This is a genomic window from Neobacillus sp. PS3-40 (assembly GCF_030915485.1).
Classification (GTDB): domain Bacteria; phylum Bacillota; class Bacilli; order Bacillales; family Cytobacillaceae; genus JAUZPL01.
In genome coordinates, this window is record NZ_CP133266.1 from 3377298 (window position 1) to 3389404 (window position 12107).

Here is a 12107-nt window from a genome sequence, read left to right on the forward strand (position 1 = left end):
ATGAAAAAAGTGAATTTTTAAAAGGACTTTTACAGTTAAAAAACGAAATATAGTATTCAAAAGGGTGGTGAACAAAAATGCTTACTGCAAAAACAAAAACCGGAAAAAAGCTTTGTCTTGGTTATAAATATAAAAAAGAAACACTATTGTATTTAAGAAGTAAGGAAGAATTCTTTTGCCCTGTTTGCGAGGAAAAAGTATCTCTAAAAATTGGCGATAAAAAAATTTATCATTTTGCCCATCAAAAGGGTGGGAGTTGCCGGGAATTTTATGAAAACGAAACAGAGTACCATATGAAAGGAAAACTTCAGCTTTATCAGTGGTTAAAAGGGCAAAATATTGCGGCAGAACTAGAATACTTTGATAAAGAAATACAGCAACGACCAGATATATTATTTTTATATAATGGAAATAAATTTGCTGTAGAATTTCAATGTTCAAGTATTCCAGAACAGCTTTTTACAAAAAGAACGGAAAATTATCTTAAGCATGGATATACCCCATTATGGATACTTGGAGGCAACCATTATAAGAAAAAAGATAATGAAACTGTAAGCATAACAAATTTCCAGTATTTATTCTTGCGAAAAACAAAGGATGGTCAGTTTTTCCTTCCGTATTATTTCCCTGACAAAAAGCATTTCCACCTCCTCTATTCTATCTTCCCATTCTCAATGAAAAATGCGTTCGGGCAAACATTATCCCTATCCCTTGATAAACTAACGATTTCTTCCATATTAGACCCAAAAGTAAACATAAAATTAAGTGACCAAGCTTGGAGAAAAAAATTGGAAGTTTATCAGTTACATTGGTCAGCCTACCCAAGTCCAGGAAAAAAGTACTTTCTTCGTACGCTTTACAATCTTCGGATGAACCTATTCTTAATGCCCCCTGAAATTGGCCTTCCCATTTTACATTCGTGGCTTATTCAAACCCCAGCATTTATCTGGCAAGCTTATCTATATATTGATATATTTAGAAAAAAGAATATAGGGGATTTTATCACTATCGAGGAAATAGAAAGGAGTTTTACAAATAGAATTAACAAAGGCCAAATTCAAACTCGAGGGTTTCCACAAATTTCTATCATTCGTCCCTTTCAAGCTGTAATGGAGTATGTATTCATCTTAGAAAAGCATGGGGTATTGGATTGTAAGGGAGGTAGGTCCTTTCTGGTGCGCCGGAATATCAAAATCCCAATGACCAATAGGGAAAAAGAAGAAATGGCAAATTATTTTTATCAACAAAATAATTGAATCCTTAGAAGAGAAATGAAAATAGCCGAATGGGTATAATAGTAGAAGAATATCTTCATTTTTAAAAGGGAAAAAGAAGGAAATGAAGAATATAGTAAAGATAAGTTTTTCGAAACACGAAATGTTGAATGGAGGATTAAAATGGCAAATGAAACCACTGTAAAGACCCTGCCTGCTCGAAAAGATATTCCTGTAGAAGAAACATGGAAGCTAGAAGATATATTTCCTAGTGATGAAGCGTGGGAAAAGGAATTTCAGGATGTAAAAAGTCAATTTCCAGATGTGAAAAAATTTCAAGGACATCTTGGAGAAAGTGCGGATATGCTATACGAGGCTCTTACATTCCAAGATCAGTTACTTGAAAGAATCGGAAAACTCTATGCCTATACACATATGAGATATGATCAAGATACGACAAACTCACTTTATCAAGGCTTAGATGACAGAATGAAGAATCTTTATGCCCAAGCTGCTAGTCAATTAGCATTTATCGTCCCAGAAATCCTATCTATTGATGAAACGAAGATTACTAATTTTTTAAAGGAAAAATCAGAATTAAAGCTATATGAACATGCTCTTGAAGAAATCAATCTTCAAAGACCACATATTCTTTCTGCTGAGCAAGAGGCATTACTAGCGGATGCAAGCGAAGTAATGAATGCTTCAAGCAATACCTTTGGAATGTTAAACAATGCTGATATAGAGTTCCCTTCCATTAAAGATGAAAAAGGGGAAGAAGTTGAAATTACTCATGGCCGATTTATTCGCTTTCTTGAAAGCTCCGATCAGCGAGTACGGCATGATTCTTTTAAAGCAGTTTATGAGACATATGGGAAATACCGTAACACATTTGCTAGCACCCTTGGCGGTAATGTAAAGAAGGATAATTTCAATGCAAGGATTAGAAATTATGAATCTGCAAGACAGTCGGCACTTGCTTCGGATAATATCCCTGAAAGTGTGTATGACAATCTTGTTAAGACGGTAAATGAAAATCTACCATTGTTGCATCGATATATTAAGCTTCGAAAAAAAGTCTTAGGTCTGAACGAACTTCATATGTACGATTTGTATACGCCACTTGTTAAAGATGTAAAAATGGACATTAAATATGATGAAGCAAAGGAATTAGTGTTAAAAGGACTTGCACCATTAGGTGAAGACTATTTAAACGTGTTAAAAGAAGGATTTAGCAATCGCTGGGTAGATGTTCATGAAAATAAAGGCAAACGGAGTGGAGCTTATTCCTCCGGTTCGTATGGCACAAATCCATATATTCTTTTGAACTGGCAAGATAATGTAAATGCATTATTTACATTAGCGCATGAATTTGGACATTCAGTTCATAGTTACTATACAAGGAAAAATCAACCATATGCTTACGGTAACTACTCTATCTTTGTAGCAGAAGTTGCTTCGACATGTAATGAAGCATTACTTAATGATTATCTCCTTAAAACGATTGATGATGAACAAAAACGAATCTTCTTATTGAATCATTATTTAGAGGGGTTCAGGGGCACTGTATTCCGCCAGACTATGTTTGCTGAATTTGAGCATTTAATCCATCAAAAATTACAAAACAATGAGGCCTTAACAGCCGATTTATTAACCCAAGAATATTATGCCTTGAATAAAAAATATTTTGGTGATGAGGATATTGTCATTGATGAAGAAATTGGTCTAGAATGGGCAAGAATTCCACATTTTTATTACAATTATTATGTTTATCAATATGCAACAGGCTTTAGTGCAGCCACCGCATTATGCAAACAAATTTTAGAAGAGGGTGAACCTGCAGTAAAACGCTATATTGACTTCTTAAGCTCTGGAAGCTCTGATTACCCAATTGAGGTCCTTAAGAAAGCTGGAGTGGATATGGCGAGTGCGGATCCAATTAAAAATGCTTGTAAGGTGTTTGAAGAAAAACTTAGTGAATTGGAACAGCTTTTATCTTAAGGAAAAGAGTAGGTGCTCTGTTTAGGCCAAAGAGGCTCTAGATAATGAAAAGGGATGGTTGCGAATAAGCAGCCATCCCTTTTAAAACCCTTTAAAATGTTTTCGATGATTGATTGCTGAAAAGAAAATGAAGAAAGAAATGAACAATAGTGGAATGCTAATTAGTAACGGGAACAGTTTCATTAACGCTAGAATGTGAAAGAAAAAGGAACAACAAATAAAAAGGATCATCAAAAGAAAAGTAAATTTATTCAAGATCTGTACTCCACCTTTTCGACTTTAGTCATTCTTATTGTATTGTCCAAAGACCACTTATATGATTATGACAATAATGTGAAATAAAACACAAACTTATTGTCAGGGTATTTGTTCCCATGATATATTCTATACATGAAGTTGTTCACAACAAACATATACCCCTTTGTTTGACCGTGAAAATTTCTCCCATCCCCTTTGTTCGTATAATAGGAAAAGGCCTTGCAGCGATGCAAGGCCTTTTTCATTTAATCAGAGAATAAAGATTCAAAAAAACTTGCCAAAACCCCATAAAAACAGAAAAAATCCATAATGAAAAAGAAAAAAGCCAGGATCCATTATGGTCCTAGCTGTGTTAACCTTCAATATACTTCCAAAATGTACCGTGTTTAGCCTTAATTTGTTCAACCATTTGCTTCAAAAGTAATTTTTTCATTTCTCGCTCCACTTGGGCAATAGTCATGTTATAGACTACGGCAATTTCTTGTGAACCAACGAGCCGGAAGAATTTTATGAATTCTACTAATGGTGGAAGGGGCGAACGGCTTGGTGGCTCAGAAAGCATTTCCTCGAGAATCTGAACATAAATCTCATATGAATAAACCCCAGTTATTTTAATCCCTTCTTCTTCGGCATTTTCATTGAAAAATACGAGTGTTGGAATTTCCTGTACATCCATTTCAGCCGTAATTTTCAAGTCACATTGAAAAGCTTTTGCAGCACTATCCGAATGTATATCTGAAATAAACTCTTCCACATCAATTCCAACATTCTGTGCACATTCCTTTAATATCTCAACTGTTGAGATATTTTGCTTTTTTAAAAAAAGTACTTCCTGGAGCTTTCGTAAAAATTTGATTCCTGCTCTTCTCCCTTGTAATTCAGCTGCTTTTATCGCAATGGAAGCAACATATGGAGAGGATATTGGGTTCTCAAGCCAAAGGTTTCCATCGCATGACATGCCAGTGCGACTCGCTGTTTTTTCCCATAGAATTGCGATGTTTTCGTAATTTTTTTTCTTGCTAACGTTTAAATTCGCAAGTTTTCCACTTAATATATGTTTGATGGAAAAATACTGCCCGTATTCGATTTTTAGCTTTTTTAAAATGGGTTCGAGTGCCCAGCATTCGGGACAGATAGGGTCAACAAAAAAGTAGATTTCAATTGGTTTTTTATCACTTCCGTGACAATGATGGGCCGAAAACAAATGTTCATGCTTACTCACGAATCCTCACCTGACAACTCTTCTTTGTCATCTGGGGTATTAATCATATATTGGGCAGTCATCACAAGTCGCGAATAAAAATCCTCTCTAACAGTGCCCTCTAACTCGACCGTATTCATTGCTTGACCCATACACGATAACCACGCCTTTGCACGTGTTGGCGTGATTGGAAAAGGAGAATGACGAGCTCTCATCATGGGATGGCCATGTTCTTCAGTATATAATGCAGGACCGCCTAAATATTGGGTTAAAAATTGCTTTTGTTTCCTTGCAACTTCAGATAAATCATTAGGAAATATCGGTGCAAGGTCAGGATCTTTTGCAACCAGTCCATAAAAAGTATCGATAATTCGCTGCAGTTTTTTTTCACCAACTACCTCGAATGGTGTCGTTTTTTTCTCGACCATGTTGATAACCCCTTTATATTTTTGTACGAAGAAGAGGTCGGAACATTGCAAAAGCAAATCAATTTATCAAAGATAAATGAAAGTCCTACTACTTTCACCACAAATTAGGTAAAGATTAGCTTTGCTTGCACCGCCTTCTTATATTGGTTTAAAACAATTAACTATTCAATTCTTCATGAAAAGCTATATACTTTTGTAACTTTATTTTAACAATGCATTTTTCATATCTCAAATAAATAGCTTAGAAAATAGCTGCATTTATTAGATTGCACAAAAAAACCACTTGTTACTAGAAACAAGTGGTAAAGAGTAGTGGAAAAATCATCCATAAAATGAATTAGTAATGTTGCGAACATAGTTTTGAGTTTCTTTAAAAGGAGGTATTCCTCCGTATTTATCAACATTTCCAGGTCCAGCATTATAGGCGGCTAAGGCAAGATTAATATTATTGTCGTATTTATCAAGCATTTGTTTTAAGTATTTGCTGCCAGCAAGTATATTTTGTTCAGGATCTAAAGGATTTTCTGCACCTAAAGATCGGGCTGTTTCGGGCATAAGCTGCATTAGCCCAGAAGCTCCAGCATTACTAACTGCATTTGGATTAAAGTTTGATTCATGCTTGATTACGGATTTGATTAACTTAGCAGGAATATCATAAGCCTGGGAAGCTTTATTAATGATATTATCCAGATTAGACGAGTCTGTTTTTAATAAAGATATTGGTGGTAAACTTGTTTTGGCAATTGAAGTTAGAGGAGAACTAACATTATTACTAAGTGTTTGTGATACATTACTGTTTGACATTAATTCACTTAATAGATCTTGAAAAATGGATGAGTTATCAGTGGAAGTTGTGCTAAAGGTCTGTACCGCTTTTAGCTCCAGCATCACTTTAAGCTTGTCAATATTCATGGAAGAGTTCCCCTATCTAGTTCATTAATCTGTATTTTTTATCTAGTAACAAAACCTAACAGTATTATTATCAAGTATGAATTCATGGCATTGAACAATTAGAGATCAAATAGAAGGGCGTCTAGGACTGTCCAAGATTCTTTTTCATTTCTAGGTAAAATCGAACTATTTTATTTTTCGTTTCCCTTTGAGGAATCCCGTGTTGATTCAAGAATTGAAGAAAAAGTTGTTTGCCACGCTGATAGTTCTCTACCTCATATTCTACCTCATAATCCTCTTTATTTAAATAGGAACTATAGTCTAAAACAAGTAGTCCATTTTCATAATTGAATTCTGCTCTCTTCGTCGTTAATGACCCAAAATACATTAAATTTGAAAAGGGAATTTCCATTTTTGAAACCAGGTTTTGGATCATTCCTACAGGTAGAATACCTTTTGAAAAAGCAATAGAGGCTTCTTCTTTTGATAAAATTTGGTTTGTTTCCAATAAACCGTCCGTAGCAGGTTGTTTTAATGTCATTTCAAAATGATTCCCCTTTTGCCGAATCCTTAAAGCAGAATTTTGTTCCTTAAGATCAAAAGTAGAGGTATCAAAGTAATGATTTTCTTGGGTGAAAAAGGCATCCTCTGGTAGTGAGAAAAAGGAGATTAACCTTTCATATTCTTCTTTAATTAGTAAGTTTTTAAATTCAATTTCTATGTTTTGTGACAAGATCATTCGTTCCCTTCTGAAAATATCTAATTTCATTATCGCATACTGTAACCATTGGGAAAAATGGGTTATTTATGCTAAAATAGGTAGGTGAATATGGAGGTTAATAAGAATGCAGAAAAGTATAACGATTAATTCAACGGATGTAATCAATAATAAATTAATGGTAGAAGCGAATGTCTCCATAAAAGGTTTAATCCCAGGGGAGCAGATGCTTGCAGATTCCGATCATTTTTCATTTATCTATTTATTGGAGAAAGCAAATGAGTATACATATCTAGTGTTGCCAGAAGCAATTTGGCCAGCATTAAAAGAAGTAATTAAGCAGAACCTCCCGGTAATTATAACATTCAATGAGGATCAGCTTGAATTAACAAATTTCAAAGAAGAATTGGAATATCTAATTAGCAATATTAAGGGAAATGGAAATTATGGTGAGGAAATGGTTGAGAAAGTAGAAACCCTTTTTATTTCTGATCTATAGGTTTGGGGTGTTATAATGAAACATTGGGATCAATTTTTAGCTCCATATAAACAGGCCATTGATGAACTAAAGATAAAGTTAAAGGGTATGCGCGGTCAATTCGAATTAGACTCGAGCCCATCACCAATTGAATTTGTTACGGGTAGAGTGAAACCAATTGCAAGTATCCTTGATAAGGCGAATCAGAAGGGAATAAGGCTTGATCGATTGGAAGAAGAAATGCAAGATATTGCAGGACTTCGCATGATGTGTCAATTTGTTGATGATATCCATACGGTAGTAGATTTGTTAAGGCAGCGAAATGACTTTGAGGTTGTTGAAGAACGGGATTATATTTCCCATAAAAAAACAAGTGGTTATCGCTCTTACCATGTTGTGATTCGCTATCCTGTCCAAACGATTCACGGAGAAAAGAAGATATTGGTTGAAATCCAAATTCGGACGCTTGCAATGAATTTCTGGGCAACTATTGAACATTCACTAAACTATAAATATAAAGGCGCATTTCCGAACGATATTAAAATGAGATTGCAAAGGGCTGCTGAGGCAGCATTTCGTTTGGATGAGGAAATGTCGTTAATTCGTGGTGAAATACAAGAAGCCCAGGCATTTTTTACAAGAAAAAAGGAATTAAAACAAAATGAAAAAGAGTAATGGAAGATGTATATGCAGATGATTAATATGAGGGGTAATCAAAAAATGAAATTTGCCATCACATCAAAAGGTGACCAAAAGTCAAATACGTTAATGCATAGGATGAGAACGTATTTACAAGACTTTGAACTTGAATATGATGAGGATCAACCTGATATTGTTATTTCAGTTGGCGGCGATGGCACCCTCTTGTACGCTTTTCATCGTTATAGCAGCCGGTTAGATAAAACATCCTTTGTCGGTGTTCATACGGGGCATTTAGGTTTTTATGCAGACTGGACTCCGGATGAAATTGAAAAACTTGTGATTGCAATTGCAAAAACTCCTTATCAGGTGGTGGAATACCCTCTGTTAGAAGTCCTTATTCGCTACCGACATGGCGGGAAGGAAGCAAGGTACCTTGCTTTAAATGAATCAACTGTAAAAAGTATTGAAGGTACCACAGTTATGGATTTGGAAATTCGCGGTGACCATTTTGAAAGGTTTCGCGGTGACGGTCTTTGTGTGTCAACCCCATCGGGTAGTACAGCATATAACAAAGCCCTTGGAGGAGCAATTATCCACCCGTCTATACCAGCTATTCAAGTGGCTGAGATGGCTTCTCTTAATAACCGTGTGTTTCGAACGGTTGGTTCACCACTTATTCTTCCAGCACATCACACGTGTATGCTTAAACCAGTTAATCGGTCAGATTTTCAAGTCACCGTTGATCATTTAACGATGTTGCATAATGATGTAAAATCAATCCAATTTAGAGTACCAGAAGAAAAAATCCGATTTGCTAGGTTTCGACCATTCCCTTTCTGGAAGAGAGTGCATGATTCGTTTATATCGGATTCCGATTAATTTTTCTATGAAGAAAAGGGGCGGAGTTATACACCAAAGAATCGGGCCACTCTATTCGTAGTATGAATTTAAACTATTAGTAAGATCGGCTTTGCTTACACAGCTTAATACTATGAAAATTCTTCATTTTAAATGGTTTGGGTGGTAACGCCATATACTTTTTGTACGGGGTAAAAATGATGTCTAATCGTTTTAGTATTCAATGGGTCATTGATCAACAAAGTTCGGGAAAGCTGATTAAAGAATATCTAAGAGAACAAGAAATATCTCGGACCGCTCTAACGGATATTAAGTTTAAAGGCGGGGCCATTCTTGTTAATGACAAGGAAGAAAATGTTCGTTATAAATTGCAGCAAGAGGACTCTCTAAAATTGATTTTCCCGTCTGAGATACCGAGTAAAGGTATTCCAGGTGAGGATATTCCATTAGATATTGTCTATGAGGATAATTATTTGCTGGTAGTGAACAAGCCGGCAGGAATGAACACTATCCCTTCTAGAGAACATCCTTCTGGAAGTCTCGCAAATGCACTTGTAAGATATTATCAAACAATTGGAACTGAAGCCACGTCCCATATTGTAACCCGTCTTGACAGGAATACTTCTGGGATCGTGTTAATTGCGAAACATCGCCATGTCCATCATTTATTTAGTAAGCAGCAAAAAAGTGGTGGTGTGAAAAGAACGTATGAGGCGTTTGCTAGCATGCATATTGCAGAAAATAACGGTACCATTAAAGAGCCAATCGGAAGAAAAGATGATAGTATCATTGAGCGGGAAGTACGTGCAGATGGACAATATGCCTGCACCCATTTTCAGGTACTCGCAAGATTTGATACCTTTACCCATATCCAGCTACAGCTCGAAACAGGCAGAACACATCAGATAAGAGTCCACATGTCATTTTTGGGACATCCATTGCTTGGAGATGATCTTTATGGGGGGAATACCTCTATTATCAATCGTCAGGCATTGCATTGTAGGCAGATCACATTTCCCCACCCATTTTTGAAGCAAGAAATGACGTTTTCGGTGCCGCTTCCTCGGGACATGAATGATGTTTTATTAAAACAAAGCTGACCAATCGAATGGTCAGCTTTGTTTGTTTTTGAATTCCACACATATAGGGTGCTGAACCGAGAAAAAACTGCTTATGGCCTGGGAAAACCTAATATATCGGCGAAAAACTCCAATATATCAGCGGAAAACCTGGGTATATCGGCGAAAAGATGGATATATCAGCGAAAAACCTGGTATCCAGCGAAAACCCCTGATATTTCAGCAAAAAAATACTTATATATCCACGAAAAATCTGATATCCGTCAAAAACCCAATATATCAGCGAAAACCCTGGGTATATCGGCGAAAACCTGGGTATATCGGCGAAAACCTTCGATATATCAGCGAAACCTATTTTTTAAGCAAAATCCTTAAATTTTTCTTCAATATACGGCATCGTAGATGGAACGGAAACAATGTCCATTTCAGGATATCTCAATGCAGTTAGTTTTCCACCAAAAACAGCCCCGGTATCAACATTATACGTATTGTTGATGATTCGTGCTTCTTTGACGGGGGTATGACCATAAACTATACAAGCATCACCATTGTATTCTTTGGCCCAATCTCGCCGGACTGGTGACCCATCAGGGTGCTTTTCACCAGTTATATCTCCGTAAAGAACAAATGATTTAACCTTTGAATCGGTCCTTCCAATATACTCATTTTTTATTCCCGCATGGGAGATGATAAGCTTTTGGTTGTCTAATGTTAGATAGATTGGTGCTGTCTCATATAGCTCGAGAAACTTTTGGCGAGTGATCTGTTGATTCTTTTTGTCCAACGCTTTAAATTCAGCAACAGTGGTTTCAAGCCCATGGGCAACTAATACCTTGTTTCCAAGGAAGTACCGATACAATTTATTACAGTGATTACCAGGAGTGTAAAATGCTTTTTTTTGAGCAACAAGTCTATAGATAATATCAATTACTTTTAGAGATTCTGGTCCACGGTCAGTTAAATCGCCAACAAAGCCAAGTACACGTTCATTAGCATGGATTGGAATTCCGCTATCCCATTTGTAACCAAGCTTTTCTGTTAAGTCTTGAAATTCTCTCAAACAGCCATGAAGATCTCCAATTATGTCAATATTCAAGGAGAGCCCCCCTTTTTTGTAGTATCAAATTTTATATGTCTTTTGAAATTTTCTAGCTCCAGGTGCTATCCGATTTGTCCGACGACTCCTTATATTTGTATAACATCGATAGGCCAATCACCAAGCTTTTCTTAGTCAGTTTATTTTTGCTTAAAAAGATGTAATTTAGTAGTAGTTAATCTAAAATCTTTTACAAATTTCGAAAGAGGACTAAATTTTGATCAACATGCAACTAAATGATCTTGATCGTAACGAGCTTAAAGAAATATGCAGAAGAATTGAAACGAGAACTTGAATTCGGTAAGCTTTGCTAAAATGGCATACTTATGGAATAATGAGAATTGAACTTTTCTTTTTTTTGTTAATGGTGTAAAATTAGTACCAGATACTAATAACTTGTAATAACAGGGGGGCTAAGAAATGACTCTTTCTTTAGCTGGAAAAACATATGTCGTAATGGGTGTTGCTAATAAACGTAGTATTGCATGGGGAATTGCGCGTTCTTTACATAATGCAGGCGCAAGATTAATTTTCACATACGCTGGTGAAAGACTTGAGAGCAGTGTTCGCGAACTTGCCGATTCACTTGAAGCTGAAAATACACTAGTATTACCATGTGATGTAACAAATGATGAGGAAATTGCAAAATGTTTTGCAACGATTAAAGATGAAGCTAGTGTGATCCATGGAGTAGCACACTGTATTGCTTTTGCGAATAAGGAAGAGCTTCAGGGTGAATATCTGAATACAACTCGTGATGGATTCTTACTTGCTCAAAATATTAGCTCATATTCTTTAACAGCAGTCACGAAGGAAGCACGCGGCCTAATGACTGAGGGCGGAAGCATTGTTACACTTACCTACTTAGGTGGGGAGAAAGTAATTAAGAACTATAATGTCATGGGTGTTGCTAAAGCATCACTTGATGCAAGTGTTCGTTATCTTGCTGCTGATTTAGGCAAAGAAGGCATCCGCGTAAACTCCATTTCTGCAGGACCAATTCGTACCTTGTCCGCAAAAGGAGTAGGAGATTTTAACGCGAGCTTAAGAGAACTTGAAGAAAAAGCTCCACTACGTCGAGCAACTACACCAGAAGAAGTCGGTGATACGGCATTATTCTTATTCAGTGATCTTTCACGTGGAATCACAGGAGAAAATATTCACGTTGATTCCGGATACCATATTCTATAAGGTTAAAACCCGCTTCGTTATGAGGCGGGTTTTTCTTTGCCTTACGATCAAT

At 36.3% G+C, this 12107-nt stretch carries 12 protein-coding genes; 7 read left to right on the plus strand and 5 right to left on the minus strand.

The genetic code is table 11. From position 1 onward, the window contains the following. Positions 1-77 precede the first annotated feature (77 nt). On the plus strand, positions 78-1256 hold the full coding sequence (locus RCG20_RS16540; RefSeq protein WP_308181208.1) for a competence protein CoiA: 1179 nt from the start codon (positions 78-80) through the stop codon (positions 1254-1256). 141 nt (positions 1257-1397) lie between these two features. Further along, the gene (pepF, locus tag RCG20_RS16545; protein ID WP_308181209.1) at positions 1398-3215 is read left to right on the plus strand and encodes an oligoendopeptidase F; all 1818 of its coding nucleotides are present in this window, start codon (positions 1398-1400) and stop codon (positions 3213-3215) included. 610 nt (positions 3216-3825) lie between these two features. Here pepF and RCG20_RS16550 read toward each other — a convergent pair. The 4 genes from RCG20_RS16550 to RCG20_RS16565 form a co-directional block, all read right to left on the minus strand. Beyond that, positions 3826-4695 (minus strand): ClpXP adapter SpxH family protein, encoded by an 870-nt coding sequence (locus RCG20_RS16550; protein WP_308181210.1) that lies wholly within the window; start codon positions 4693-4695, stop codon positions 3826-3828. Continuing rightward, entirely contained in the window at positions 4692-5102 is a 411-nt protein-coding gene (locus tag RCG20_RS16555) for a globin domain-containing protein (protein WP_308181211.1), read from the minus strand. The genes RCG20_RS16550 and RCG20_RS16555 overlap by 4 nt, the downstream gene beginning before the upstream one ends. 321 nt (positions 5103-5423) lie before the next feature. After that, positions 5424-6014: a lytic transglycosylase domain-containing protein gene (locus RCG20_RS16560; RefSeq protein ID WP_308181212.1), complete on the minus strand. Its 591-nt coding sequence runs from the start codon at positions 6012-6014 to the stop codon at positions 5424-5426. Positions 6015-6135: 121 nt separating this feature from the next. Next, the gene (locus tag RCG20_RS16565) at positions 6136-6732 is read right to left on the minus strand and encodes a CYTH domain-containing protein (protein ID WP_308181213.1); all 597 of its coding nucleotides are present in this window, start codon (positions 6730-6732) and stop codon (positions 6136-6138) included. Between the two features lie 106 nt (positions 6733-6838). On the opposite strand from RCG20_RS16565, the gene RCG20_RS16570 reads away from it, so the two are divergent. The 4 genes from RCG20_RS16570 (at position 6839) to RCG20_RS16585 (ending at position 9789) form a co-directional block, all read left to right on the plus strand. Then, positions 6839-7210, plus strand: a complete 372-nt coding sequence (locus RCG20_RS16570) for a UPF0738 family protein (protein WP_308181214.1) — start codon at positions 6839-6841, stop codon at positions 7208-7210. A gap of 15 nt (positions 7211-7225) precedes the next feature. Further along, positions 7226-7864 carry a GTP diphosphokinase gene (locus RCG20_RS16575; RefSeq protein WP_308181215.1) on the plus strand — a complete coding sequence of 213 codons (639 nt, stop codon included), beginning with the start codon at positions 7226-7228 and terminating at the stop codon, positions 7862-7864. Between the two features lie 45 nt (positions 7865-7909). Next, the gene (locus RCG20_RS16580; protein WP_308181216.1) at positions 7910-8710 is read left to right on the plus strand and encodes an NAD kinase; all 801 of its coding nucleotides are present in this window, start codon (positions 7910-7912) and stop codon (positions 8708-8710) included. Positions 8711-8886: 176 nt separating this feature from the next. After that, positions 8887-9789: an RluA family pseudouridine synthase gene (locus RCG20_RS16585; protein ID WP_308181217.1), complete on the plus strand. Its 903-nt coding sequence runs from the start codon at positions 8887-8889 to the stop codon at positions 9787-9789. A 337-nt stretch (positions 9790-10126) separates the two neighbouring features. Here the strand turns inward: RCG20_RS16585 and prpE are convergent, their stop codons facing one another. Continuing rightward, entirely contained in the window at positions 10127-10864 is a 738-nt protein-coding gene (gene prpE, locus RCG20_RS16590) for a bis(5'-nucleosyl)-tetraphosphatase PrpE (protein ID WP_308181218.1), read from the minus strand. Between the two features lie 420 nt (positions 10865-11284). Between prpE and fabI the strand changes: the two genes are divergently transcribed. Further along, positions 11285-12055, plus strand: a complete 771-nt coding sequence (gene fabI / locus RCG20_RS16595) for an enoyl-ACP reductase FabI (RefSeq protein WP_308181219.1) — start codon at positions 11285-11287, stop codon at positions 12053-12055. Positions 12056-12107: the final 52 nt, after the last annotated feature.